The sequence below is a fragment of the Kitasatospora sp. MBT63 genome (assembly GCF_000710465.2).
Classification (GTDB): domain Bacteria; phylum Actinomycetota; class Actinomycetes; order Streptomycetales; family Streptomycetaceae; genus Kitasatospora.
The window spans coordinates 1-25,521 of sequence record NZ_JAIZ01000170.1; the positions used below are offsets into that span (position 1 = coordinate 1).

The 25,521-nt window shown below is 70.0% G+C and carries 26 protein-coding genes and 1 tRNA gene; 13 read left to right on the forward strand and 14 right to left on the reverse strand.

All coding sequences use genetic code 11. The annotated features are described in order from the left end of the window. Nucleotides 1-209: 209 nt before the first annotated feature. The 8 genes from AA75_RS11845 (at nt 210) to AA75_RS11880 (ending at nt 6,978) form a co-directional block, all read left to right on the forward strand. Nucleotides 210-1,286 (forward strand): GGDEF domain-containing protein, encoded by a 1,077-nt coding sequence (locus AA75_RS11845; protein WP_051812160.1) that lies wholly within the window; start codon nt 210-212, stop codon nt 1,284-1,286. A gap of 53 nt (nt 1,287-1,339) precedes the next feature. Further along, nucleotides 1,340-2,260 carry a UTP--glucose-1-phosphate uridylyltransferase GalU gene (gene galU, locus AA75_RS11850; protein ID WP_033819884.1) on the forward strand — a complete coding sequence of 307 codons (921 nt, stop codon included), beginning with the start codon at nt 1,340-1,342 and terminating at the stop codon, nt 2,258-2,260. A gap of 39 nt (nt 2,261-2,299) precedes the next feature. Continuing rightward, the gene (gene glp, locus AA75_RS11855; protein ID WP_033819885.1) at nt 2,300-3,613 is read left to right on the forward strand and encodes a gephyrin-like molybdotransferase Glp; all 1,314 of its coding nucleotides are present in this window, start codon (nt 2,300-2,302) and stop codon (nt 3,611-3,613) included. Between the two features lie 63 nt (nt 3,614-3,676). Beyond that, nucleotides 3,677-4,174: a cyclic pyranopterin monophosphate synthase MoaC gene (gene moaC, locus AA75_RS11860; protein WP_033819886.1), complete on the forward strand. Its 498-nt coding sequence runs from the start codon at nt 3,677-3,679 to the stop codon at nt 4,172-4,174. Further along, nucleotides 4,171-4,686, forward strand: a complete 516-nt coding sequence (locus tag AA75_RS11865; protein WP_033819887.1) for a molybdenum cofactor biosynthesis protein B — start codon at nt 4,171-4,173, stop codon at nt 4,684-4,686. The genes moaC and AA75_RS11865 overlap by 4 nt, the downstream gene beginning before the upstream one ends. Beyond that, complete coding sequence (locus AA75_RS11870; RefSeq protein ID WP_033819919.1) at nt 4,683-5,309, forward strand: GNAT family N-acetyltransferase; 627 nt, start codon at nt 4,683-4,685, stop codon at nt 5,307-5,309. Before AA75_RS11865 ends, AA75_RS11870 begins: the two co-directional genes overlap by 4 nt. Before the next feature lie 150 nt (nt 5,310-5,459). Then, nucleotides 5,460-6,764 carry a gephyrin-like molybdotransferase receptor GlpR gene (gene glpR / locus AA75_RS53670; protein ID WP_063794336.1) on the forward strand — a complete coding sequence of 435 codons (1,305 nt, stop codon included), beginning with the start codon at nt 5,460-5,462 and terminating at the stop codon, nt 6,762-6,764. 140 nt (nt 6,765-6,904) lie between these two features. Then, nucleotides 6,905-6,978: transfer RNA gene (locus AA75_RS11880), tRNA-Ala, on the forward strand. Between the two features lie 73 nt (nt 6,979-7,051). On the opposite strand, the gene AA75_RS11885 is transcribed toward AA75_RS11880, so the two are convergent. The 9 genes from AA75_RS11885 to AA75_RS11925 all read right to left on the reverse strand — a co-directional run bounded on the left by AA75_RS11885 (nt 7,052) and on the right by AA75_RS11925 (nt 14,261). Then, complete coding sequence (locus AA75_RS11885) at nt 7,052-8,314, reverse strand: site-specific integrase (RefSeq protein ID WP_033819888.1); 1,263 nt, start codon at nt 8,312-8,314, stop codon at nt 7,052-7,054. Continuing rightward, complete coding sequence (locus tag AA75_RS11890) at nt 8,311-8,523, reverse strand: excisionase family DNA-binding protein (protein WP_033819889.1); 213 nt, start codon at nt 8,521-8,523, stop codon at nt 8,311-8,313. Before AA75_RS11890 ends, AA75_RS11885 begins: the two co-directional genes overlap by 4 nt. Continuing rightward, complete coding sequence (locus AA75_RS11895; RefSeq protein ID WP_233288995.1) at nt 8,520-10,139, reverse strand: replication initiator; 1,620 nt, start codon at nt 10,137-10,139, stop codon at nt 8,520-8,522. The genes AA75_RS11890 and AA75_RS11895 overlap by 4 nt, the downstream gene beginning before the upstream one ends. Then, on the reverse strand, nt 10,136-10,342 hold the full coding sequence (locus tag AA75_RS11900) for a hypothetical protein (RefSeq protein WP_033819890.1): 207 nt from the start codon (nt 10,340-10,342) through the stop codon (nt 10,136-10,138). The genes AA75_RS11895 and AA75_RS11900 overlap by 4 nt, the downstream gene beginning before the upstream one ends. 27 nt (nt 10,343-10,369) lie before the next feature. Further along, a complete protein-coding gene (locus AA75_RS11905; protein ID WP_033819891.1) occupies nt 10,370-10,564 on the reverse strand; it encodes a hypothetical protein in 195 nt (64 codons plus the stop codon). Further along, nucleotides 10,561-12,138, reverse strand: a complete 1,578-nt coding sequence (locus AA75_RS11910) for an FtsK/SpoIIIE domain-containing protein (RefSeq protein WP_051812162.1) — start codon at nt 12,136-12,138, stop codon at nt 10,561-10,563. The genes AA75_RS11905 and AA75_RS11910 overlap by 4 nt, the downstream gene beginning before the upstream one ends. Before the next feature lie 94 nt (nt 12,139-12,232). Next, the gene (locus AA75_RS11915; protein WP_033819892.1) at nt 12,233-12,628 is read right to left on the reverse strand and encodes a hypothetical protein; all 396 of its coding nucleotides are present in this window, start codon (nt 12,626-12,628) and stop codon (nt 12,233-12,235) included. 243 nt (nt 12,629-12,871) lie between these two features. Continuing rightward, on the reverse strand, nt 12,872-13,300 hold the full coding sequence (locus AA75_RS11920) for a hypothetical protein (protein ID WP_233288996.1): 429 nt from the start codon (nt 13,298-13,300) through the stop codon (nt 12,872-12,874). A 178-nt stretch (nt 13,301-13,478) separates the two neighbouring features. Continuing rightward, nucleotides 13,479-14,261: a GntR family transcriptional regulator gene (locus tag AA75_RS11925; RefSeq protein ID WP_233288998.1), complete on the reverse strand. Its 783-nt coding sequence runs from the start codon at nt 14,259-14,261 to the stop codon at nt 13,479-13,481. A 113-nt stretch (nt 14,262-14,374) separates the two neighbouring features. On the opposite strand from AA75_RS11925, the gene AA75_RS11930 reads away from it, so the two are divergent. The 3 genes from AA75_RS11930 to AA75_RS11940 all read left to right on the forward strand — a co-directional run bounded on the left by AA75_RS11930 (nt 14,375) and on the right by AA75_RS11940 (nt 16,623). Continuing rightward, entirely contained in the window at nt 14,375-14,806 is a 432-nt protein-coding gene (locus AA75_RS11930; protein WP_051812163.1) for an ATP-binding protein, read from the forward strand. Nucleotides 14,807-14,951: 145 nt separating this feature from the next. Beyond that, on the forward strand, nt 14,952-15,794 hold the full coding sequence (locus AA75_RS11935; protein WP_033819894.1) for a sigma factor-like helix-turn-helix DNA-binding protein: 843 nt from the start codon (nt 14,952-14,954) through the stop codon (nt 15,792-15,794). Between the two features lie 4 nt (nt 15,795-15,798). Then, a complete protein-coding gene (locus AA75_RS11940) occupies nt 15,799-16,623 on the forward strand; it encodes a protein phosphatase 2C domain-containing protein (RefSeq protein WP_033819895.1) in 825 nt (274 codons plus the stop codon). A gap of 224 nt (nt 16,624-16,847) precedes the next feature. Here AA75_RS11940 and AA75_RS45455 read toward each other — a convergent pair whose 3' ends face one another. The 4 genes from AA75_RS45455 to AA75_RS11945 form a co-directional block, all read right to left on the reverse strand. Further along, nucleotides 16,848-17,825 carry a hypothetical protein gene (locus tag AA75_RS45455; protein ID WP_082526431.1) on the reverse strand — a complete coding sequence of 326 codons (978 nt, stop codon included), beginning with the start codon at nt 17,823-17,825 and terminating at the stop codon, nt 16,848-16,850. Nucleotides 17,826-18,492: 667 nt separating this feature from the next. Further along, on the reverse strand, nt 18,493-19,299 hold the full coding sequence (locus AA75_RS47320) for a hypothetical protein (RefSeq protein WP_149038084.1): 807 nt from the start codon (nt 19,297-19,299) through the stop codon (nt 18,493-18,495). Nucleotides 19,300-19,335: 36 nt separating this feature from the next. Further along, nucleotides 19,336-20,466, reverse strand: a complete 1,131-nt coding sequence (locus AA75_RS45460) for an ImmA/IrrE family metallo-endopeptidase (RefSeq protein WP_082526432.1) — start codon at nt 20,464-20,466, stop codon at nt 19,336-19,338. Next, entirely contained in the window at nt 20,429-21,148 is a 720-nt protein-coding gene (locus tag AA75_RS11945) for a hypothetical protein (RefSeq protein WP_149038085.1), read from the reverse strand. Before AA75_RS11945 ends, AA75_RS45460 begins: the two co-directional genes overlap by 38 nt. A gap of 735 nt (nt 21,149-21,883) precedes the next feature. Between AA75_RS11945 and AA75_RS11950 the strand changes: the two genes are divergently transcribed. Next, complete coding sequence (locus AA75_RS11950) at nt 21,884-22,159, forward strand: hypothetical protein (protein ID WP_033819897.1); 276 nt, start codon at nt 21,884-21,886, stop codon at nt 22,157-22,159. Between the two features lie 188 nt (nt 22,160-22,347). Here the strand turns inward: AA75_RS11950 and AA75_RS11955 are convergent, their stop codons facing one another. Next, complete coding sequence (locus AA75_RS11955) at nt 22,348-24,381, reverse strand: hypothetical protein (RefSeq protein WP_033819898.1); 2,034 nt, start codon at nt 24,379-24,381, stop codon at nt 22,348-22,350. 342 nt (nt 24,382-24,723) lie between these two features. Here AA75_RS11955 and AA75_RS11960 point away from each other — a divergent pair, with 342 nt between their 5' ends. After that, nucleotides 24,724-25,416: an RraA family protein gene (locus AA75_RS11960; RefSeq protein WP_033819899.1), complete on the forward strand. Its 693-nt coding sequence runs from the start codon at nt 24,724-24,726 to the stop codon at nt 25,414-25,416. Nucleotides 25,417-25,521 lie beyond the last annotated feature (105 nt).

Sequence of the window (25,521 nt, forward strand, 5' to 3'; positions counted from 1 at the left end):
CCGGCCGCCGCGGCCGCCGCCAGCGCCCCGGCGTGGCCGGCCAGCGCCTCGGCGGCCGCCACCCGTTCGGCGCTGCTCAGCGCCCGCCGCGCGGCCAGCAGCCGTGACCTCAGCGCGGCCTTGTCGTTGGACAACGGATTGGCAGTCAAGGGATCTCCACAGCTCGGCACCGGCACGGTGTGCAGAGCCTGACACGAGGAAGGCCGCCGATGTCCACCCCGCTCCTGGTGCACGCGCTGGCCCCGATCGGCGGCGCAGCGCTGGCCGCCGCCGGCTGGTGCGGACTGCGGCTGCGGCGGACCGTCGCCCGGACCTCGGTGCGCGAGGCCGAACTGCTCCAGCGGGTCGCCGAACTCGAGCAGGAGTGCGAGGAGTTGCAGCGCACGGCGGCCTGCGACCCGCTCACCGGGGTGTGGAACTACCGCCACCTGCAGCTCACCCTCGACCGGGAGATCGAACGCTCCCGGCGGGCCGAGCAGACCGAGGGCCGCCCCCGCCAGCTCGCCCTGCTGATGCTGGAGATCGCCGGCTTCGACGCGATCGTCGCCGAGCACGGCCGCGGCCGGGGCAACGCGATCCTGCGGGACCTGGTGCAGCGGCTCAGCATCGAGATCCGCCGCTCGGACACCTTCGGCCGCTACGGCGGCGAGGAGTTCCTGGTGCTGCTGCCGGACACCGGTGCCGAGGGCGCCGCCCAGGTCGCCGAGCGGCTCTGCTGGGCCGTGCGCCGCCACCAGTTGCTGGACTGGTCGCCGGCCGGCCCCGCCCCGCGCCGTTCCACCGGCAACGGGCTCACCGCGGCGGTCGGCGTCGCAGTGCTGCCCCGGGACGGCGGGCACGCGGCGCTGCTGCTGCGCGCGGCCGACCGGGCACTGGCCGAGGCCCGGGCCGCCGGCGGTGACCGCTGGTGCGGCGGCGCCGGGCCGGACGACCCGACGCCGGCCGTCCGCGAGGAGACCGCTCGCGAGGACGAGGAGACCGCTCGCGAGGACGAGGACGCCGCCCACGAGCGGAGCGCGCCCGCGCCGGGCGTCAATGGGGCGATCGTCCACGAAGGGGTTGCCGGTGAACGGGCCGCCCGCGTACGGGAGCTGCCCGCCGAACCCGGCGGTACACCGACCGTCGACGCGACGGTCGCACAACCGCCCCGCAGCCCTCACCCGATCGTTCCGGACCGGCCCGACGGGCCCGGTAGTGTGGCCACCTGCGCGGACGAGGACTCCCTCGCGTCCGCCGGAGCATCCCGGGCCACCGCAACGGGGGCCGCGCGGGATACGGTTTCATAGTCGGTTCATATCACTCTCAGTTGGGCGCCAGCACGCCTTAGTAAGGTCACCGCATGACTCAGACGAACGCCCGCCCCCCCGTCACCAAGGCTGTCGTGCCCGCAGCCGGACTGGGGACGCGGTTCCTGCCGGCGACCAAGGCCACTCCCAAGGAGATGCTGCCGGTCGTCGACAAGCCGGCCATCCAGTACGTCGTCGAAGAGGCGTCCGCCGCCGGGCTCTCCGACATACTGATGGTCACCGGGCGTAACAAGCGGGCCCTGGAGGACCACTTCGACCGCGCGTACGAGCTGGAGGAGCTGCTCACCCGCAAGGGCGACCACGACCGCCTGCGCCGCGTCCAGGAGTCCGTCCAGCTCGCCAACATGCACTACGTCCGCCAGGGCGACCCCAAGGGCCTCGGCCACGCCGTGCTGGTGGCCGAACAGCACGTGGCCGGCCAGCCGTTCGCGGTCCTGCTCGGCGACGACCTGATCGACCCGCGCGACCCGCTGCTCTCCCGCATGATCGAGGTCCAGCAGGAGCTCGGCGGCTCCGTGGTCGCACTGATGGAGGTCGACCCCTCCCAGATCCACCTCTACGGCTGCGCCGCCGTCAAGCCCAACGGCCTCGGCGACGACGTCTTCCGGATCACCGACCTGGTCGAGAAGCCCGACACCGCCGACGCGCCGTCCAACTACGCGGTGATCGGCCGGTACGTGCTCGACCCGGCCGTCTTCGACGTGCTGCGCAACACGCCCCCCGGCCGCGGCGGCGAGATCCAGCTGACCGACGCGCTGCGCGAGCTGGCCGACCGCGGCGAGTCCGAGGGCGGCCCGGTGCACGGCGTGCTGTTCAAGGGCCGCCGCTACGACACCGGCGACCGCGCCGACTACCTGCGCGCCATCGTCCGTCTGGCGTGCGAACGCGAGGACCTCGGCCCGGAGTTCCGGTCCTGGCTCACCGAGTTCGTCGCCACCGAGATGCACAGCTGAACCAAGCGGGCCGAACCGTGGAGAAGTGGGCGTGAGGCGATGACCGGGACCGACAACCCCTGCTGCGAGGAACCCTCGGGCCCGGCGCCCCGGCTCTGGAGCGTCGACGAGCACCTCGCCGACGTCCTCGCCGGGGCCGCCCCGCTGCCGGCGATCGAGCTGCAACTGCTCGACGCCCAGGGCTGCCGACTGGCCGAGGACGTCCGCTCCGAGGTCGACCTGCCGCCCTTCGACAACAGCTCGATGGACGGCTACGCCGTCCGCACCGCCGACACCGCCCGCGCCACCGGCGAGTACCCCTCGGTGCTCGCCGTGGTCGGGGACATCGCTGCCGGCACCGGCGACCTGCCCAAGGTCGGACCCGGGCAGGCCGCCCGGATCATGACCGGTGCCCCGCTGCCGCCCGGCGCCGAGGCCGTCGCCCCGGTCGAGTGGACCGACGGCGGCACCGGCACCGGGCGGGCCGCCGACGCGATGGGCGCGGCCACCGCCGACGAGGAGGTCCGGGTGCTGCGCCCGGTCGGCGAGGGCGACCACGTCCGCCGCCGCGGCAGCGACCTCGCCCGCGGCGACCAGGTGCTCGACGCCGGGACCGTCCTCGGCCCCACCCAGCTCGGCCTGCTGGCCGCGATCGGCCGCGGCACGGTCCGGGTCCGCCCGCGCCCGCGCGTGGTGGTGCTCTCCACCGGCAGCGAGCTGGTCCAGCCCGGCGGGCCCACCGGCCCCGGCCGGATCTGGGACTCCAACAGCTTCACCCTCACCGCGGCCGCCCGGGACGCCGGCGCCATCGCCTACCGGGTCGGCGGCGTCCCCGACGACGCCGGGGTGCTGCGCTCCGTGCTCGAGGACCAGCTCGGCCGGGCCGACCTCATCGTCACCAGCGGCGGCGTCAGCGTCGGCGCGTACGACGTGGTCAAGGAGGTCTTCGAGAGCTACGGCGGGATGGACTTCCGCCGGCTGCGGATGCAGCCCGGCAAGCCGCAGGGCTTCGGCCGGATCGGCGAGGGCACCGGCGTGCCGCTGCTCGCCCTGCCCGGCAACCCGGTCAGCGCCTACATCTCCTTCGAACTGTTCGTCCGCCCGGTCATCCGCACCATGCTCGGCGCCCCCGACGTCCACCGCCCGGTGGTGTCCGCCGTCTGCACCGCCGACCTGCGCTCCCCGGCCGGACGCCGGCAGTTCCTGCGCGGACGGTACGCCGACGGACGGGTCGCCCCGGTCGGCGGCGAGGGCTCGCACCTGGTCGGCGCGCTCGCCCGGGCCAACTGCCTGATCACCGTCCCCGAGGACACCACCGCGCTGCCCGCCGGGAGCACCGTCGACGTCGTGCTGCTCACGGAGCAGTCGGGGTGAGCCCGGCGCCGGGCTTGGTTGTACGGTAGCGCGGTATTCGACCCGCGCTCCTGGAGTGACCCCGTGACCGACAACCCCAGCGCCGACCGCCTCACCCACGTCGACGACACCGGCGCGGCCCGGATGGTCGACGTCTCCGAGAAGGCCACCACCGTGCGCACCGCGGTGGCCGCCGGACGGGTCCGGGTCTCGGCCCGCGTGGTCGAACTGCTCCGCGGCGAGGGCGTCCCCAAGGGCGACGCCCTCGCGGTCGCCCGGATCGCCGGGATCATGGGGGCCAAGAGGACCCCCGACCTGATCCCGCTCTGCCACCCGATCGCCATCTCCGGGGTGAAGGTCGACCTGGCCGTCGCCGACGACGCCGTCGAGATCACCGCCACCGTGCGGACCGCCGACCGCACCGGGGTCGAGATGGAGGCGCTGACCGCCGTCGCCGTCGCCGGGCTCACCGTCGTCGACATGGTCAAGGCCGTCGACAAGGCCGCCTCGATCGAGGACGTCCGGGTGCTCACCAAGACCGGCGGCAAGAGCGGTGACTGGGCCCGCGAGGACGCCCGGTGAAGGCCCTCGCGCTCACCGTCTCCAACCGGGCCTCGGCCGGCGTCTACCAGGACAAGGGCGGCCCGCTGCTGGTCGCGGGCCTGCAGCAGATGGGCTTCGAGGCCGACGGCCCACAGGTGGTCCCGGACGGCGAACCCGTCGAGGCCGCCCTGCGCGCTGCCGTCGCGGCCGGGTACGACGTCGTCCTGACCACCGGCGGCACCGGCATCTCCCCGATGGACCTCACCCCCGAGATGACCGCCCGGGTGATCGACCGCGAGATCCCCGGCATCCCCGAGGCCATCCGGGCGTACGGCCGCGAGAAGGTACCGACCTCCGCACTCTCCCGGGGGCTGGCGGGCCTGGCCGGACGTACGCTGATCGTCAACCTGCCGGGCTCGGCCGGCGGCGTCCGGGACGGCCTCGCCGTCCTCGCCCCGCTGCTCCCGCACGCGGTCGACCAGCTGGCCGGCGGGGACCACCCGAGGCCCGACGCCGCCGGGGCCGGGCCGTCCGAGGGGAGCACGAGCTGAACGCGGGCTGGCCGGTCGAACTGCGCGAGGGGGACATCACCCTGCGCCCGATCCGGGTCCGCGACCAGCGCCCCTGGCAGGAGATCAGCCGCCGCAACCGGGACTGGCTGCGGCGCTGGGAGGCCACCGTCCCGCCCGCCCCGTCGGGCAGCACCGCCGGGTCGCGGCCGACCTACCGGCAGATGGTGCGCTACCTGCGCGGCGAGGCGGCCGCCGGCCGGATGCTGCCGTTCGTGGTGCTGTACCGGGACCAGCTGGTCGGCCAGCTCACCGTGGGCGGCATCACCTGGGGCTCGATGTGCTCGGCCAACGTCGGCTACTGGGTCGACGAGACCGCGGCCGGCCGCGGCATCATGCCGACCGCGGTGGCGCTCGCCGTCGACCACTGCTTCCGCACCCTGGGTCTGCACCGGGTCGAGGTCTGCATCAGACCGGAGAACCGGCCCAGCCGGCGGGTCGCCGAGAAGCTCGGCTTCCGCGAGGAGGGCCTGCGGCCCCGGTACCTCCACATCGACGGCGACTGGCGTGACCACCTCGTGTACGCACTGACGGCGGAGGAGGTTCCGGAGGGGATGCTGACTCGCTGGCGCTCGGTCAGAAGTGGCCTCCGGCCCGGTAATTGAATGTATGTTCGAAATAGATATCGATATGGCATCGCGCCCGGGTCGAGCCGTCACAAATACCGGCAAAATAGTCGGAGAATCAGCTTGATCACACGACACGCCGCGCCAAATTGCTGCCAGGCCTTCTCCTACGCCCGTACCGTGTGAAACGTGAGCAGTAGCGGCCTTATCTACGCGGTCATCGTAGGGGCCTGGGCTGCCTATCTGGTGCCGATGTGGCTCCGCAGGCAGGACGAGCTCAACGAGTCACGTCCGACGGAACGCTTCAGCACCGCGATCCGCCTGCTGGCCGGACGGTCGGCCATGGAGCGGCGAGCGGCCAGGACCCTGGGTGACCAGACCGACGGCGACGACGGCACGGCCGGCGTCGCCCCCGACCTCGACCCCGGTTCCGGCCTCGGCTCCGACGCGGGGTCCGACGCCGACGCCGGAGCCGGCTTCGACGCGGTCCCGGACCCCGCGCGGCGGCCCGACGCGGCGCGCCCGTACGAGCCGGCGCCCGAGTCGGTGCCCGAGCCGACGCGTGAGCCGGAGCGTGAGTCCGAGTCCGAGCCCGTCGTGGCGCCGGTGCCGCGCCTCGAGGCGCCGCACGGCCAGGGCGGGCACGGCCAGACCGCCCACGGTCACGGCTCGCACGCGTCCGGTCATCCGCAGGGTGCGGCCTCCGTCGAACGGCGGGCCAGGCTGCTGGCCCGGCGGCGCCGGATGGTCACGGCGCTCTTCCTCGCCTTCGCGCTCGGTGCCATCGCGGCGGCGGTCTCCGGAGTGGCCTTCATCTGGCTGCCGATGATCCCGGCCCTGCTCCTCACCCTCTACATCGGTCACCTGCGGCGGCTGGAGCGCCAGCGGTACGAGGTCAAGTTCGACCGGGCGCGCGCCGCCCAGGCCGCCGAACGCCTGCGCGCCCGTGAGCGCGAACGCGCCGCGGCGGACCGGGACCGCGGCTCCGCACCGAACGGGCACGACGCGGCGCACGCCGCCGACCCGGACCGGCCCCACCTGCGGCTCGCCGCCGAACCCGGCGGGCACGCGGGCGCCCACCAGGGTGCGGCCGGACCGCGGGCCGCCGGGCCGGGGACCGACTCCGACCCGGACCTCGAGGGGACACGTGGTGGCGGGCGGCAGGGCCGCGGCGCCCGGCCGCAGGCGGCGACCACCGCCGTCGCCGAGGCGACCGAGCACGAGGAGTGGGTGGACGGCATGCGCGAACGCGGCGCGGCCGGGCCCGACTCCTGGGAGCCGGTCCCCGTCCCGCTGCCCACCTACGTCACCGCGCCGGTCGCCCCCCGGGTCACCCGCAGCCTCGACCTGAACGCACCCGGCACCTGGGACTCCGGCCGCACGGCGGCCGCCCCGCCCCGCGCCAACACCCCGCTCTTCGACCAGTACGCCGAACACACCCCGCCCGCCGCCGAGGCCGACTGCCGGCCCCGCCTGCGCGCCGCCAACGAGTGACCGGGCCCCGTCCGGTCCGCTCCTGACCGCCGACGCCGACCCGACCGCCCCGCCGCAGGCCACCGCCACCGCGGCGGGGCGGTCCGTCCACCGAGGCGGTCATGAGTGGCCCGGCGGAGGTGATAGAGTTTCTTCTCGTTGGGGCTGTGGCGCAGTCCGGTAGCGCACCTCGTTCGCATCGAGGGGGTCAGGGGTTCGAATCCCCTCAGCTCCACCCAATGTCAAAGGCCCTTCCGGGATCATCCGGGAGGGCCTTTGATCGTCTGTACAGCAGTGAAGTACAGCAACTACGCCGGGTGCTCGGGCGCTTCGGGAGTGGTGATGTGCTTCCCGAGCTTCTTCAGCGCCCGACGGGTCGCCTCTGACGGTACGTGGGTGTAGATCTCCATCGTGACCGCGATCTTGCTGTGCCGGAGGATCTGCATCGCGATCCGCGGGTGCACGTCCAGCGCGGCGAGGAGCGACCCGCAGGTGTGCCGGGTGTCGTGCAGCCGGATCACGCGGACGCCGGCCAGCTCGCACCGCCGCTTGAACGAGCGGTTGAAGTTGCGCGGTTCGATCGGCGAGCCGGTGCGGGTGGTGAAGGCGAAGTTCAGCCCGGCCCACAGGTCGCCGGTGGAGCGCTTGGCGGCGGCCTGCACCTGACGGCGGAACCGCAGGGCTGCCGTGCAGATGTCCGGCAAGGGAAGGACCGCGGTCGACGCATCGGTCTTGGTCTCGTCGTGGACGAGCTGACGCCGGATCCGCTGCAGCTGGGCCTCCACCGTCAGCAGCTCGGCGTCCAGGTCCACCGAACCCCACGTCAGGCCCAGCACCTCACCGCGCCGCAGGCCGAGCACCAGGATCAGCACGTACGCGGCGTAGAACGGGTCTCCGTCGCGTCGCGCGGACTCCAGGAAGGTCTTGGCCTCCTCGACGGACCAGGGTTTGCGAGGGGCCCTCCTGGGCGCTCGGAGCTTGACCAGGGCGGCGAGGTTCTTCGTGATCAGTTCCTCGGAGATGGCCGTCGTCAGCGCCGAGCGGAGCGTGTTGCGGGCATCCCGGACGGTGCGGTGCGACAGCCGCTGATCGCAGCACCGGCCGATCGCGCAGCACCTCTGACGCCGCTTCGGGTCACGGTGAGCCGCCGGCCGGGCGGCGTCCTTGCCCTGGGTGCAGCACTGGCAGGCGTCGAGCAGGCTGTTCGTCCACTCGCGGACGTCGCGGACGGTCAGCTTGTCCAGCCGCTTCGAGCCGAGCCCCGGAGCGATGTGCAGGCGGACGTGCATCTCGTACGTCTCGGCGGTCTTGGGCTTGAGGTGCGGGTCGACCACCTGCCGGAGCCAGTAGTCAAGGTAGCCGCCGAGCGTGGGCGCGCTGGTGGTCACCGGGCCGGCCTTGGCCGCGGCGTGCAGCTTCAGCCACTTGTCGTGGGTCTCGGTCCGGGTCTTGCCGTAGACGTACTTCCGGTCGCGGGTGCCGTCGGGCTTGGTGACCCAGACGTACGCGGCGAAGCCGCCCTGCTTCCGCGGGTAGATCGACCCCTCACCGTTGCCCCTCTTGCCGCTCACGCTGCCCACTCCTCAGCGTCGGCGGTGCAGCGGGTGACGTACTCGTCCACCCAGGCCGGGAGGATGCGCCGGTCCCGCCCGATCTTCACGGATCGGATCTGTCCGGTGAGGACCAGCATCTTGGTCTTCGAGAGGCCGAAGCCGAGCATGGCCGCGACCTCGGCCGTCGTGTGCCACCTGCGCTGGATGATCATGCTGTTCGTGGTCATGCTGCCTTCCTTTCGAGTGCTGTTCGGAGAGCCGGGGGAGTGGTGCCTTCGGCGTTGGCGAGGGCTTGGTCGAGGGCTTGGCGCCAGCGGACGCGTTCGGCGACGGCGCGGAGGAGGCGGGTGGCGAGAGGCGTGGCGTCGGGGTCGCCGGGGCGGACGAGGGCCCAGAGGTAGCGGGTCGGGTCGGGACGGGTGGTGGTGTCGCCGAGGACGTCGAGGACCCAGGCGCGGCGTTCGGCACGGTGGTCGGTGAGGGTCTTGCCGGACCACTTGCGGGAGACGAGGACGCGGCGGCCGCCGTAGCCGAGGTGTTCGCGCTTGTGGGCGCGGGCGCGGCAGTTGCCGGCGTGGAGTCCGGGGTGGGCGCCGCGTGGCTGGATGCCGTACAGGAGCCAGTTGGCGCAGGTCGGCGAGCAGGGTTCCCAGCGGAGTTCGGCGGCGAGGCGGTCGATGTGGTCGGCCTCGGTGGCGGTGGTGGCGCTGTGGCACTCGGCGACGGACTTGGTCAGGTACTTGGTGAGGTAGCGGATGCAGCGGCCGGCCTGGTCGGAGCCGACGAGAACGCCTTGGGCGTCGAGTTGGGGGCCGAAGCGGACGACGTGCAGCGGTTCGGCGTCCTGGTCCTGGTCCTGGTCGAGGTCGTCGAGGGCTTCCTCCCAGGTCGGGAGCGGTGTGCCGGTGGTCGGGTCGGTGAAGGCGTCGAGTTCTGGGGCCCAGATGGGGGCTCGGTCGGGGGTGTAGCGGGGCCGGTCGGCGGGCGGCCACCAGACCTGGTGGTAGGTGGCGGCGACGACCTGTCGCAGTTCGGTGCGCGAGATGGTGCCGCGCAGGGCGAGGTGCAGGTGCGGGGCGAGGCGGCGTTGCGGTTCGACGACGGCGAAGTACTGGACGTCGAAGCCGACGAAGCGGCGGAGGTTCTGGACGAACCGGTCGATCAGCTTGGGGAAGTGGAGCGCGTCCCGGGCGGCGCGGCGGTAGTCGTAGTCGGCCGGGTCGACCGGGGTGCCGTTGGCGCGGACCTTGCCGTAGGAGGGCAGGGTGAGGGTGAGGAAGAGGGAGGGTCGGAAGGTCTTGCCGTCCGGGGTGGTGTAGGCCTTGCCGAGGGTGCGGGCCTCGACCGGGCGGCGCGGGAGGTCGGGGGTGTCCTGGCGGCGGCGGGTGGAGCGGACGCGCCGGGCGGTGGTGGCCGGTTCGAGGGTGCCGCGGACGCCGGAGTCGGCGAGTTGTTCGTCGACCTCGGCGAGGACGGCGGCCAGGTCCTCGGCGTTCGGGTCGCCGGCCTCGGTGTGGGCCTTGGTGAGGTCGGCCCGGAGTTCGGTGAGGAAGCGCTGTTCGTCGGTGGCCGGGTCGGCGTCGAGGGCCGGTTCCTCGGTGAGGTGCCAGCCCTCGCGGCACTGGACGGCGCGCAGGCGGCGCTTGCGTTCGGCGCAGGTGGGGCACTGGCTGGCGCGGGTGGAGCCGCAGGGGATGTCGACGATCTCGGTCTGGCCGGTGAGGACGTCGGTGCGGCGGACGGCCACCGGGCGGACGCAGACGCCGTGTTCCTCGGCGACGGTGCGGAGCACGTCCCGGGCCAGTGGCATCCTGGCCCGTTCGGCGCGGGTGGTGCCGGTCACCGGGGCGCGTCCGAGTAGCAGAAGGCGTACAGGGCTTCCATGAGGCGGACGAGGTCCCGGCCAGCGCTGATCGGCGGGAATCCGGCGTCCTCGATCAGGCGGGCGACGTCGAAGATCAGGCGGCGGGTGAAGCGCGGGTCCTCGCCGGCCTCCGGCTCGGGGACGGGGTAGTTGGCCGCGCTGGGGAGGCGGTCATCGGTCATGGCGGGTACCTCCGGTGGTGGGGTGGTTCAGGGGTGGACGGCGGCGAAGGACTTGGCCAGCCAGCCGAGCAGGGAGCGGATCAGGGCGGCGGCGCCGGTGTCGGCGAGCAGGAAGCCAAAGGCTCCGCAGAGGAGCAGGTCGGTGACCTTGAGGGCCTTGTGCCGGAGCAGGACGACGATCAGGGCGCCGAGGAGCAGGACGAGGGAGCCGGAGAGGATCACGGCCGGTCACCACCTTCCGAGGTGCTGTCGAGGGGGCTAGACACTGCGTAGATCGAGTGGTCAGGGTCGTACTGCGCGACGAGCGCGCTGATCTCGGAGTCGGGGACGTAGGCGGCGCGGACGCGGACCGGTTCCGGGTTGCCCTCGTTGCGGACGTAGCCGACGCCGGCCCCGGTGTGCGGGTCGGGCGAGATCAGGTCCGCGTACGCGCCGCGCTCACGGGCGCCGGAGCCGAGGACCATGTCGACCTGCGCTGCTTCGTCCATCCGCAGGGCGACGCGGTCGGGGAAGAGGTTGCGCAGGTTCATCACTTCCTTGCGCGGGTCCTGGAGGGCGCCGACGAGGCAGAAGCCGACCGAGCGGCCCTGGCTGGTCAGGGTGGCGATGGCCGCTTCGGCGCGACGCCGCAGGTCCCGGTCGGACTGGTAGGCGGTGAGGAAGGCGAGTTCGTCGACCAGGAGCACGACGAACGGCGAGTCCGGGGTCGGGACGTGTGAGCGGACGAGGCCGGCGAAGGACCGGGCCCGTTCCTGCATCCGCTCGACGGCGTCCTCCAGGAGGTCGACCATGCGTTCCGGGTCGCAGGCGTACTTGGCGAAGAGGCCGACCCCGAAGGACAGTTCCATCCGCTTGGGGTCCAGTGCCCAGATCTGCACCAGCCCGGCCGCGACGGCGGGCAGCAGCCCCCGGACGACGCCCCACAGGATCGACCCCTTGCCCGCGCCGGTCACCCCGGCCACCAGGACGTGCGTGCCGTGCAGCCGCAGCCGCCACGGGGAGCCGTCCTCGCGGGTGCCGATCTCTACCGACGCCCACCCGGCCGACGGGCCCACCGGTTTGGACGGAGTGCCACCTCCTCCGTTAACTCGGCCACCAGGCGCGCTGCTCGCCGTGAGAGCCGAAGGGCGGCGACCAGGACCCGGAAGCTCCAGAGCCGAGGCCGCCCAGGCCGACGCGGCGGCCGTGCGAGTGCGGCGAGCAAGCGTCCGGAGGTGAAATCGGGCTCGGCGGGCAAGCGTTGCGAGCCGGTCCCACCATGCGCGGAGCCGCTTCGCGAGGGGCGGACGGGTGAGGGTCGGTGCGGCTCGGCCGGTGGTGAAGGGTTCGGCGAGCGGGTCGACCGTCCAGGCCCGGAGCACCACGACACCGCGGCGCGCGCTGGTGACCTCGACCCGGTGGACGCGCCAGGCGTGAGCGATGCCCTGCGCGTGCTGCGCGACCTGGTCCGGTACTTGGCCGGGCAGCAGGCCGATCAGGACGTCCAGCCCGCCCGGGTGGCGGCGGATGCGCGCTATCCGAGGCCAGACGTACTCGTACGGGGCGTCGAAGCGCGGCAGGGGTGCCTGCTGCCACAGCCCGAGGGCGTAGGTCAGGTCCGGCCAGCCGCGCCGGATCCGCGAGCGCAGCGACTTCGCCCGGTACACCAGCGCGGCGACCGGGCCGGCCACGCAGAGGGTCAGGACCAGGGCACCGCCGAGGGGGCCCAGGTGGGCGAGGGCGGTCGAGTAGGCGAGCCAGGCGGCGGCCAGCAGCAGGACGGCGGTCTTGAAGCGAGGGTGGATCGGCTTGGACATGGGGGTGGTTCACCTCTTTCTCGTTGCGGAGGGGGTGGGCACCGGCCCGGCGTACGGCCGTGGTGGCGGTCGGACGCCGGGCCCGGGTGGTGGGTCAGGCCGCGGACTTGGCCGCCGGGCGGGCAGCGGCGGGTGCGCGGAGGCCGGAGGCGCGGAACGAGTAGGCGACCCGGCCACCGTTGTTCACGTACGCGGTGACGGTCAGGCCGTCGAACTCGACCGGGCGGAAGGGCAGTCCGGGCGCCGCGTCCGGCAGGACCGGCAGCACCGGGGCGGCGACCTTCACCCGGGCCGAGGTGTCCCGCGCCTCGGGGTCGGGGTCGACGACGGAGACCACCCAGAGCGGGTGACCGGTCGTCTTGTCGCGCGCCTGCACCTTGGCGCCGCTCTTGCTCGCCTCGAAGTCGGCGACCGGTTCGACGGAGACGGCGAAGGCGCCGGCGGGAAAGACGTCCTCGAAGCGGACGGGGATCGCGCCACGGATGGCCATGAGAGCACTCCTTGTGCACCCCCCTAGACAGTCGAGGATCGACCGCCCCGAGACAGCTGTCGAGGGGGGTAGACAAGACGGTAAGCCGCGGAGGCGGTGAGTGTCTAGGGGTATATACAAAGATCTTGACGGAGCGTCAGTCGACTGCCTGGGTTGCACTTCGGACTGATGCCGAGCCGGTGATGCGCAGGCGCGGGAAGGTGGCGTCAGTCGCGAGCGCTGTTCAGTAGCAGGTCCGAAGTCTCAGCCAAGTGACGCGGCGAACCTGCCCGCCTTTGCGTCGTCCACCGAGACGGTCAGCTTCCCTCGGTGCGAGACCTCCACCTGGTAGAAGTTCGACGTCTCGGGCACATGGCCGACATGTACGGGAAACTCGCACGCCGTGCCCTTGCGGATGCCGCCGCCGAGCTCTCCCTCTGCCACGACTTTGCCGCTGGCGTCGTACACCGTCACAGACGTCCCTTCCAGGATGTCGTCGTAGCCACTTCGACCGGCGCAGCCGTCGGAGCCGACAGGACGATTGGATCCGGAGAGGGTCATCGTGCCGAGCAGGGTGAAGCCCGAGCTGTCCCCCTTCGTTCCGGCGGTCGGGCTTGCAGCAACCTTGCCGTCGGCCCCGGCTGCCGCCCAGGCGAGACCGACACCTCCAGCGCCGATGACGACGCCCGCCACCCCCGTCACCAGAGGCAACGTCCAGCGACTCTTTGTCTTCGGCTCTTGGGGGACAAGGGGAGGGGACTCAGGGGCCGGCGGGATAGGTGGCAGATCCTCGGCATCAGACATGCCCGGCAGCCTCGCAGTCCTGGAGTAGCCCAGGTGCGCGCGTCTCCGAACCGTGACCTGCCTGGGCCTATTCGCTCAACTCGCCTTGGTTAGGCGGAAGATCGATCGTATAGGTCAGCCGAGTACGGTCGGCGCCGAGCACGATGTCAGCTGCCTCAACCACGAGTTCGCCCGCCCAATGGGTTCGCTCGATCGCGAGCACTGTGGAGCCGAGCGGGATCCCGAGCGGGCCGGACTCGGCTTCCAGCACCGGCCGGGCCATGACCTCCTCGGTCACGCGGGTGACCGTGATGCCGATGTGCGCCATCCGCTCGACCACCCCGCGGCCGGCCAGCGGCCCGAGTTCCGGCAGGACGACGACACTGCCCTCGGTCACCGCCAGCGGCTCCCAACTGGTGGACAGCTGGACAGGTGCGCCGTCCGCCAGGAACACGTACTGCGACTGGATCACGGGCGCGCCCTCGGCGATGCCCAGCCGGACGGCCAGCGCGCTGGTCGCGTAGGTCTTCTGCGAGTTGTTGGTCCAGGACGGCTCGACGCTCCGTTCCCGGCTCTCGGCTGCGAACGGGCTCCCGGCGGCCCGGTAGCGGCCCCGCGCGATCCGCGCCGGCACGGGCCGAGAGCGGACGTAGGTGCCGGAGCCCGGCCGCCCCTCGGTCAGCCCTTCTGCGGCCAGCACCCGGAGTGCCTGGCGGACCGGCTGTTCGGACAGGCCGTGATCGCGGCACAGATCCGCGATGCTCGGCATCCGTGATCCAGGCTCACGCGCACCCGAGAGGATCTCGGCGCGCAGTGCGTCAGCGACCCGCAGGTAAGCCGGTCGATCCAACTCCCCCATTGCGGACCTCATCTCACGTTTCGTCACAACAGCTTGACAACCTCGGACCCGAGCTTTCAAGCTCGGATTCGAGCTTCACTCAATGTAGTTGACCGGACGCGTCGCGAGGCGAAGGGGATACAGCCATGACTTGGATCGTCCAGTTCCCGGGAGTGCCGGAGGCGGTCGGGTGTGCGCGGAAGCTGGTCCGCGACGCGCTTCACCGCCTTCCGCAGGTCGACGACGCCGAGCTGATCGTCTCCGAGCTGGTCACCAATGCCATCCTGCACAGCAGGTCCGGGGCCGGCGGCGTGCTCTGGGTGGAGATCCGGCGGCGGCGCGGGGTCATCCGCATCGCCGTCACGGACGAGGGTGCGGCCGGGTCTGAGCCGTCCTACCGAAGCACCGAGGAGGTCGACGACTTCGGCCGGGGATTGGCGATCATGGCCGGACTCGCCGACAACTGGGGGGCCAGCAGTGACGTCGATGACTCCCAGACGGTCTGGGCCGAGCTAGCATCCCCCGCAGAGGTGACGCCTCGCATCCACACGAAGAAGTCCTCATCACGGGGTGTATAGCCCCCTAGACAGTGACGGCTGCGAACCAGCCGCCAGGAGAAGCGCGATGACTGACCGCCCCCAGCACGCCAGGCTGCACCTGCGTTTGCTGATCTTGTCCATCCCCCTAGACTCTGCGCTGACAGGGCCGGACACAGGAGGAGACGTGGCGGGAGAGACGCAGCGGATCGCCGCCATCAAGGACCCGTTCGCGCTGTTGCGGGCGGCCACGGTGCGGTTGGCCGAGGCTCAGCAGGAGGTCACCGAGCTGTCGCGGCTCCGGCAGCGGGTGATCTCCGAGCTGCACGACCAGGGCATGTCGTACGCCCAGATCGCCGCCGAGGCCGGGCTGACCCGGGGCCGGATCCACCAGCTCAAGCAGTCCGCCCCGGCACCCGAGGGCGCGTTCCTCGGGAACGCCCGGCTGATCATCGCCACCCCGCTCAAGCAGGAGGCCGGCAATTCCCGTCCGGTCCTGGCCGCCGAGGACTTCTCCGCGGCCCAGCGCCTCGGCGACCTCGCCCGCTCCTACAAGCTCGACCCGAGCTTCGAGCACGTGCCCATCGGCGGGGAGATCGACCTCAATCGTGAGGACATGATCGTCATCTGCGGCCCCCGGCTCTCCAGCCACGTCGCCGACGTCCTCGCCCAGGACCCGTCGATCAGCTTCGAACGCGCCGAGGACGGCCCGTGGACGCTCCGCGACCACGAGTCCGGCATCTCCTACCGCGCAGGCATGGACTCCACCCCGAAGACCAACTCCGACGTCGCCTACTTCGGCCGGCTCCCGCGCCCGGACGGTCAAGGCCTGATCATGGTCCTGACCGGGATCCACCCGCAGGGCAGCCTCGGCGTCGTCCACCTGATCGTCAACGATCTCGCCGACCTCTACCGCCAGGTCGGCACCGAGCGGTTCTCCGTCCTGGTGAACGTGGACTACGACCCGGCGAACAACGAGCCCGTCAACGTCCGTCTGCTGTCGCCGTTCTACCGTCACCAGGCAGACTGAGCACGTGCATCTGGAGATCGCCACCGAGCCCGCCCACCCGCAGCGTCCCAACGAGGACTTCACCGCCGCGAGCCCGACCGCCGTCGTCCTGCTCGACGGCGCCGGCACCCCGGCCGGATCCGAGAGCGGCTGCACCCACGGAGTCGCCTGGTACGTCTCCCGACTCGGCGTCAGCCTTCTCGGAGCCGTCACCAACCAGCCGGACCGCGCGCTGACCGACTGCCTCGCCGATGCCATCGCGCAGACCGCCGAGGTGCACGCCGACACCTGCGACCTGACCCACCCCGGCACCCCGTCGGCAACGGTCGTCGCGGTGCGACTGGCGGACGAGGCCGTCGAGTACCTGGTCCTGGCCGACTCCACCCTCGTGCTGGAACACACCGACGACCGGGGCCCGGTGGCGGTCACCGATGACCGGGAGGCAATGGTCGGGGCGGCTCTGCGCGGAGCCATGGACGTCGAGACCGCCGGCACTGCCGAACACGCCACCGCCCTGCGCGACTACGTCGAAGCCATGCGAGCCCACCGCAACCAGCCCGAGGGCTTCTGGGTCGCAGCTGCCGACCCCGCTGCGGCGTACGCCTCACTGACCGGCAGCGTGCCCCGGGCAGCCCTCACCGGGGTGACCCTGCTCAGCGACGGCGCGTCCCGCCTGGTCGACCGCTTCGAACTCGCCGACTGGGCCGAGGCACTGAGGCTGATCCGCGAACAAGGCCCCGCCGCGCTGATCCGCGAGGTCCGAGCTGCGGAGCTGAGCGACACCGAGGGCCGGCGCTGGCCCCGCGGTAAGACCCACGACGACACCGCAGTCGTCCGCGTCACGCTGTAACCCGCGAGCCCCGAAGCCGTACCGGAGTCACTGCCGAATTCCGCTTTACCAGGTCAAGGGCGCGCGCCAGCGCGCGCCGCTGACCCGTCCGCGGCGGCCGACGCCGGGCGTGCGGGCTGGCGCCCGGTCCCGGCGCGACCGCCGGATCGGGACAGCAAGAAAGGATGGCACCGGCGACTTCTCGATTCTCCCACCTGCCAGGCGGAGCCCCCACAGGCCATCACTTACTGAGCGGCATCAATGGGGAACGCCTCGATCAGAGCACGAGCGTACGCGGCAGCAGCAATTGAGGCGTATTGCTGCCAAATGTCATTCTTGTATTGGTCGCAGTAGTCGCAAATACCGCGGATAGCTAAGAATCCGTGCTGGCCGGAGCCGTCTGCAATTCCAGATGATTCCATCTCGAAGGCCCGGATGTCGAGAGCGTCTCTCAGCTGGTCGCGGATTTGCGGATTTCTCAGAAGGATATTCGCTGACCCTATCCTTCCGTAATGGACCTTGGGGTGCCCTGGTTTTCGATCGGAGTCCTGCGGGTGCGTCAATGTTCCACGATACGGAGGCTTTGGAGTATGTATTACGTCTGTCGAGTCTGGCGGGCGATCCGCATGGGGTATATTCCGCCCCCGCCGCATGTGCTTCTCCCACGGGTAATGTCCTGAGAGGCGTTCGGCCTCTAAATAGTTAACCATTGCGAGCACCGGCGTGGATGGGGGTCTTGACGCGCCGCGAAAGACCGCCCCTTCTGGGCTTAGGCTGACGAGGTCGTACTGGATTATCCCATAGTGATTAGAGATTACAATATCCCCAAGGCGGACGTGATGTCCCGGCCTTCGGTGGTCAGGGGCTCCCCCTGCGATGCCAACCATGAGTACATCTGTGATTGACCCGAAGGTTCTTAGCAGGCTAGTCGCGGATATTGCTGCCGCGTTATTCCCTGGTTGCGTTTGTAGGGTAAGGACCACACTGTGATCGCCGGATCCATCGCGGGCCGGCATGTGGCCAATTTCATAGATGTTGTGATCGCCTGGCACGTGCATTCTTTGCGGCTGATGAAGCATCGCTTTCGTGGCTGCGAATTCCTTTGGCAGCGCTGTGACTATTCCAAATTCTGGCATGCCGATCGTTCCCCATGGCCGGGCATCCCGAGTCTTGACTATGGATTCCTTTGCATCCTCTTTCGCCATTATTTCACGCTTGAGCATGGCGTGCCACTCGGGTGTCGTTGGAAATATTTCCAATGGAAGGCTGTGAGGTGCTGGATCCTGAAACTATCCGTACAGTAGAAGTGCGGCCCTGGTGATCACATTCGAGCATCGAGAAATAGAGTTAAATTTCGCCCATGTAACACTTTTTCGCACCATGCCATGGAATTTTGATGATCGGCTGTTCAATAGGGACGTGCAACAGGCCTCGGGGCCCTAGCTGGACAGTGGCCGGGCGGATCAGGAGGGATGATCGCTGTGGCAGCGGCTGAGTACGAATGCCGTGTGTCGTTCGCATCGGGGCAGGATGCGCCATGGTCGCGCCTGATCGGGTGACACGTAACGGTTGATCAGAGGTGTCAGAGCTCTTTCGGCACGAATAGATTTCTCGCTAGGTCCGAGAATGAGCGGCAAACAGAGCCTAGAGCCAACCCCGCCGGGGCCGGGGCGGGTGGCTCCACGGCTTTACCCACCTGTCGGGACCGGGACCCGCACCGAGCAAGACCGGGGGGCCACTCGGCCAAATTGCGGTCAGGCCCAGAAGCCCTGACCGAGTCGCAGCAGCTTACGGCCCCCCGATCATGCTCGGACCCAGACCAGGCAGGACACCGGCCAAAGCCGCTCCGCCACCCGCGGCGCACCGTCCACGCTTCAGGCAGCCAGGGGCCTATTGGGGCTCGAGACCGGGGGCGTCCCTGAACTGTGCTCCGGACGGGCCAGCGAACCATGCCCAGAGCATCGCTCTGGCGTATCCGTGTTGCGGAGTACCCGTCGTCCGGAACGGCCCGCCGGGAATAGGAACCCATCTGTCTTCAGGCCAGGTAAGGGCGGAGATGCGGAGACGTGCAGACCATGTGTAGCGCTTCCTTTGCGCCAAGGCGACGATCTTGATGGAAAAGACCTCGGATGGTGCGAGTACAATCATATTGTTTTCGAAATATGGCTTCTCTTCGATCGCCTCAGGCCCGTCGCCAAAAGTGATCTGTCGAGGGCGTGGCAAGTCTTGGTCGAGATCGACCGCGACGGCAGTGACGCGGGCGGCCCCGCCTCCGGGGTAGCGGACGGAGACGATCGATTCAGGCTCTCCATCGACGCTTTTCTCAATATCGATATCCGTGATCTGAATTGGCTCGTCGGAAATATTTTGCAATTCAAGTAGAATTGTACTGCGCCTGACGTCGTATGGGCTGAATTGCGCAAACCAGTTATAGAGCTCGAGGTAGGGTGGATCTCCCGCAGGTCCCGGGGCTCCTCTGCTGACCGACTCCGGAACTGGCTGACCTAGAAAGCCAGAACTTCCAAGCGCAATCTCCCAGTCCTGTGGGACCTGGCGACGTGACTTCACTTGCAGCAGTGCATTATTTGCCCTGCGCCTTTTTCGGGCGAGGCTGGCGATGAATACGCCAATTGCAAGGAGTGCAAGCCCGCCGATCACGTTGGTTGTGAGGTCGCTAAAGAAGGAGCCGAAGTCCACGCGAAGTCCCTTAGCGGTCGTTTCGAGGCGGGTCAATCAGCGGACAAGGCTTAGATGTCCGGACACGGGTGGCGCTGCTTGGCCGCCTCCCGGAAGGGCTGAGATGGCTAGGCCAAAAACCAGGGAATCCAAATCCTTTGGGTTTTCGCACAGGCTTGCAGCTATCGCTTTTGCAGACCATCCATCCTCGCGTGCAATTCGAAAGAGCTCGGAGAGGAGCCTTGATCCTTCCGGCGTAATGCCGCCGGGCTCGGATGACCTGAATCCTCGCTGTGACAGGTCGATCATCCACTGCCGGCGAGTCCATTCAGTGATGAACTCTAGCTGGTAGAGGCGTTCGACCATGGCGACTGCCGAAACTTTCCAATAGGACTTCAACTTGAAGATGTCATCAAGTCGAAGCTTCCCGACGACCTGGGCGTGGAGTTCATCGGCGGGGACTAGGAAGCTGGCGGCGAATTCATGCGCCTCCTGCTCGATTTGTCGCGAAAGATTCTTCCTCTCGCCTTTGTGGAGAATGATGTGGCCAAGCTCGTGGGCCAGGTCGAACCGCATTCTCTCTGCCGACTTTGAGGTGTTCAGAAATACGAACGGGCGACCCTCAAAGCTGAACTCGAATGCATCCACATCTCGATCATCGATCGGGAGTGAGAATACCCTCACGCCTTTTCGTTCGAGAAGTGTGACCATATTTTTGATTGGCCGGTGGTGTAGGCCCCAGATGGATCTGAGTTGTTCTGCAGCAAGTGCTGGAGGTAGGTCAGAGCTCTCTGAAAGGTCAGGTAGGTCGACCGCTGGAGTTCCGTAGTGCTTGTCGATCCACGCGGCAAGTTCGATTGCGAGTGAACTGATTGCCAATACCCGTGTGATCTGGCGCGAGCTTACTGAAGAGAGGGCGCGAAAACTGACCCCAGACTCATCAATCAAGGGCGCATCGTCCGCCAGGAAGAATTCGGGTGGAACGTCAAGCGCGGCAGAGATCTGTGCCAGCGGAGGGGAATCAACGTCGCCGGACTCCCATGCCGTAACAGTTCTGCGTGTGACGCCACACATTTGGGCCAGGCCCTGCTTGGTCAGGGCCCGGCGCTCCCGTGCAAGAGTCAAACGCGAAGGGTTGAAGGACCTAAAGTCATGCTGGTCGAGTGACCATCGGGTCTTCTCCGTCATCGTCGTCCTCGTTGCGTTCGATCGGTGCTACCGCACCAGTTACTGGTACGGGGGGAATCAGGATGCGTTCGATCCAGTCCCCTACAAGCCCATCGTCCCCTACCTGAACGGGAAGGGACAGCTCGACCCGGACCATATCGTCCTCGGGGTGAAGCACGAGGAACCAGGTCGAGCAGGCCTCGTCGGCTGGAAGGCCGTCAAGAGCTCGCGGTAGCTCCAGGTCTAGGGCGAGCTGACCGAATACCGCGTTGCGCCGCACGCGTTCCTTGGTCTTGGGGCCGCGTCTCCGGGTCAGTTTCGGATCTCGCGCACCGTCGATCCCCGTGTAGCTGTCGCCGGAGACGACCGCAAACGCTAGCTGGCGCTCGGAGGAGTACGCGGTCTCGTAGTTGCCCGTGGAGCCGATGCGCCACCCTCTCCGCAGCTTCAGCAGCTGGCGGCGCAGTCCGGCGAGTGTCTCCGCCCACATCGTGATGCCAGCGAAGTTGCGGGGGTAGTACGGGCTGGACACACGACCCCGGGCGTCGTCGCCAGCGATGACGGCGCGATGGATCTTGTCGACGGACAGGCCCATCGTGGCCAGTCGTGCATCTGCTTGCTCAGGTGGAACGATCTTGCTGCGTCGAGCAGGGACCTGCTCAGGCTGCTGGGCCACGGTGCCTCCGGAGAGCGACTTCCTCATACGGTACCTCATCTGAGGGGAAAAAAGAGGAAGATCGGGTCGACGGTGGCGCTCGCTGGCGGTGTGCTCGTTGACCAGCCAACAACACGCCACCGACATGGCTTCGTGGGTGCACCTCAGGTTGTGCCGGCTTGATCTCCAGTGGCGCAGGCGGATCTTGGTGCGAATTGTGGCGCGAGAGCGTGCGGTAGCCCGTGCGCTGGGCGCGAGCGCCACCGATCCGGCGTGACATCGATGGGTGGTTGCCTGCGCAGTTCAAGGCCAGGCCTTCGGGGTGCGGGGAGTCCGTCCCCTGTACAGCAACTGGGTACAGCAACCGCAGCACCCGCATGGGACCAACAGGGGCGAGTCGTGGCCGTCTGGCTAGGCCACGGAGACCCCGGCGAACGTCCCGCCGGTAGTTCGCATCGAGGGGGTCAGGGGTTCGAATCCCCTCAGCTCCACCCAACGACTGTTCTCGAGTTGGCTCGGGAATGGTTGGCGAGATCCCGTCTGGTCCATGTGGCCAGGCGGGATTTCTGCTTTGTATGGGCCGGTGGAGGCGGAGAGCATGCCGGGACCGCCGTGGGGCCGGGTGGACAACGGTGGCTGATGGTGGGGATCTTCGGGACGCGGTCGGACTGCTTGTCAGTGGCCCGGTGGTGGGCGGCCGTTCGGGACCAGGTCGGCCGGTGTGGAGTCTTCACTGACGCCTTCGGCGGGGTAGCTCGACCGAGGTTTCCGGCCGCTGGTGGTGTGCCGCCAGCCGTCGTCCCGGCCCGCCAGGCCGCCCTTGCCGATGCGGTACGGATCGAGGTTCACCCGCTCGGCGACGCCGAGGACGCCTGCCGGCAGTACGACGAGGACGGTTACGAAGTCACGGACCGGCTCCGGGAGTTCCTTACTGCCTGGGGCGGGCTCACGGTCACCTGGAAGTGGCGGGGGAGCGGCGAGGTGCTCACCACCTCGGTCGAGCCGACCCCGGAGTCCACCCGTGCGACGCCGCGGAACCTGGGCATCTTCGGCTCGTGACAACCCGGGCGGCACGCCCTGAGGTGACGCATGACGTAGGACTGGACGTCTTCAACCGGCTTTCTCGACGCGCGGCGGGCCGCCTCCGGCGGTACGTGGGCGAGCCTTCCCGGGTGACCGCGGTCGAGGTGGCCGTCCCGGTGGCGTGAGTGGAGGAGCTGACGCCGGATCCGCTGTGGCCGGGGCCGTCACGGTGTGGCTCCGATCGGGACGGCCACGGCCGCCGCTTCGGTGGCGTCGACTGGCACTGCGGCTTCCGGGCGGCGCAGGTCGAGCACGATCAGGACGACCGCCGCGACGCCCAGGTAGATGAGCAGGGTGGTCAGCGCCCGGCCGGTTCCGTGGCCGTCGAAGTAGATCGTGTGGTGCAGCAGGATGTAGCCGTTGCGGGGTGGCAGGTAGGGGCCGAGGTCGCGCCAGAAGGCGGGCAGGTAGGGCACGCCGGTCGCGCCGCCGGAGGAGGGGTTGCCGAAGAGGATCATCACGACGACCGTCACCAGGGTGCCCACCGGCCCGAGCAGCTTCTGCAGGACCGCGGCGACGAAGGCCACCACTGCGACGATCAGCGTGCAGATCGGCCAGGTGATCCAGAAGCTGCTGCTGGGGAACCCCTGCAGCCAGTAGCAGACGATCACATCGATGACGAGGCCGCTCACGACGGCGAATCCGGCGAGCTGGGCGGCGCGCCAGCGGCCGGCCGCCCTCCCGGTCGCGGCCATGAGCAGGGTCGAGCTCATGTATCCGCCGATGAGCAGCGGGACCAGCATGAGCCCTTGGACCAGGCCGAACGGGTCCTTGGGCGCCAGCGGCGTCGGGGCGTACTGCTGCACCTGCAGGGTCTGGCCGGTGGCCTTGGCCGCGTCCTCGAACTTCGCCACGAGGTCGAGCGGCGCCAGGTCGCTCATGGACGGCACCACGATCAGGGTGTTCGAGCTGCCCGAGGAGATCAGCGCGCCGAACAGCCGGGCTTCGTCGATCGCGGTCCTGGCTGCGGCTTCGTCCGGGTACGGGGTGACCTTGAGGGAGATGTGCTGCTCGGCCGCGGCCAGGACGGGGGAGGTGCCGACGGCACCGAACGGCAGGTCGGTGGCCTTCGGGGCGTGCGAGGCGCTCATGTAGTTGGTGGCGAACAGGCATTGCATGACGGCGCAGATGCCCAGTGCCACGAGGATTCCGGTCAGGGCGCGCCGGCTGTCGGGCGGGCTCGCCGCGGGGGGTGTCTGCGCTGCTGCGCCGGCTTTCCGGGCCGCCGCCCTGGCCGGGCGGATGCGGCCGTACCAGGCGATGACGGCGGTTCCGGCGAAGGCGTAGAGGAACAGGACGACGAGCGGGGTGGTGATGTCGCTCCCGCCGAAGTAGAGCACGTGGTTGATCAGGGTGACCGCGCTCTGCGGTGGGAAGAGCACACCGACGTTGCGCCAGTAGACCGGTAGCAGGTAGGTGCCGAGCCCACCCGCGGGCGGGCCGCCGATGACGATGAAGAGCACCGCCACGAGCAGGGTGCCCATCTTGCCCACCAGGGCCTGCATCGCGGCAGCGGCCAGGGCCACCGCCGAGGTGACGAGCCAGAAGCACGGCAGCAGCGGCCAGAAGTGGCTGCTGGAGTACGCGCCGATCCCCAGGCCGGCGATCAGGTCGGTCAGTACCGCGCCGACCAGCGCGTATCCGGCCAGGATGACCGCGCGCCACGGTGCGGCGGCGGTGCCGTGGGCCGCCTTGTAGACCAGGACGGCGGCCAGGTACCCGCCGATCAGCAGCGGCAGCAGCAACAGCGACGTCACTGCGCCGACCGGGTCGGTGGACGCGAGCGGCCTGACCGTCTGCACGGTCACCGGCCGGTCCAGCTTGTGCGCCGCCGCCACGAACGCCGGCTCCAGCTCGGTCTGGGTGAAGAAGCTCTTCGACGGAACCACGATCAACGTGTCGGCCGAACCACCGCTGAGGTACGCGCCGTACAGCTCGCCCCGATCGGCTGCTTCCGTCACCGCCGACGGGCTCGGGTAGGCGGTCAGGGCCAGCCCGGTCCTCGACGCGACCTCGGCGACCACGGGGGAGGGCGGCCCGGTCACACCGAAGGGCATGTTCCGTGGCACGAGCAGCTGCTGGGCACTGACCAGGCACAGCGCGAGCAGGGCCTGTGCGAAGAGCACCAGTCCGAGGGCGAGGGCGACCTTGGCTGCGGCACGACGTGCGCCCGTGGCCGACGCAGCCTGTTCCGCCATCCCTGACCTCCAGCCGACCGTCGTTGCGGGCACCAGGGGACGTACCTGCGGGTGCACGGTGTCCCGATGCCTTGTGACGGGGCCGTGCCGCCGCGCCCGCGCCTTCGGCCCGCTTCGTTCCGTAAGCCATCACGACACGGGCCCGCCGGCCCGGCAACCCGGGAGGCACCCGTAGGTGAGACCGAGGCCGGCGGAGGAACGCGTGCCGTGGCCGGGCGCCTGCCCCGCTTCGGCCCGGGCCGGCCCGGGGCCCGGCCGGTCGGCGTACGATCGCGGCACGCCCGCCCGCCGCCCGGGCCGGAGGCGGGTCCGGTCGCGTCCCGGGAGTCAGGGGAGTTTGCCGTGCTGGAGGCCTTCGCCGAGTTGTCGACGCCGCTGCTGGCGGACGCGTGCGTGCGGGCGGGGGTGCCGTTGCGGGTGGCGCCGGCCGGGATCGGGGCGGTGGTGGCCGGGCAGCGGGTCGCCGGGCGGGTGCTGCCGGCGCGGCACTACGGCAGCGTGGACGTGTTCCTGGAGGCGTACGGGACGGCCCGGCCGGGTGAGGTGCTGGTGATCGACAACGGTGGCCGCACGGACGAGGCCTGCGTCGGCGACCTCGCGGTGCTGGAGGCCGGCGCCGCGGGCGTGGCCGGGCTGGTGGTGTGGGGACTGCACCGGGACACCCCCGAGCTGGTGGAGATCGGCCTGCCGGTGTTCAGCTACGGCAGCCACCCGCCGGGTCCGGTGCGGTTGGCGGAGCGGGAGCCCGAGGCGCTGCTGACCGCCCGCTTCGGGCCGCACCTGGTGAGCTCCGAGGACCTGGTGTTCGGGGACGAGGACGGCGTGCTGTTCGTCGCCGCCGACCGGGCGCAGGAGCTGCTCGCCACGGCGCGGCGGATCCGGGAGACCGAGCGCGAGCAGGCCCTCGCCATCCGGGACGGCCGGACGCTGCGGCAGCAGACCGCCTTCGACGACTACCTCGCGCGCCGGGCCGCCGACCCGTCGTACAGCTTCCGGCAGCACCTGCGCCGGATCGGCGGGGCGATCGAGGAGTAGGACGCACCGCGACCGCACCGGGAACGCACTGCGATCCCTTTGTTGGCAAGGAGTTTCACCCGATCGGGCGAGATTGGGGGCGCTCGGCGGGGTCGGCCGCGCCGG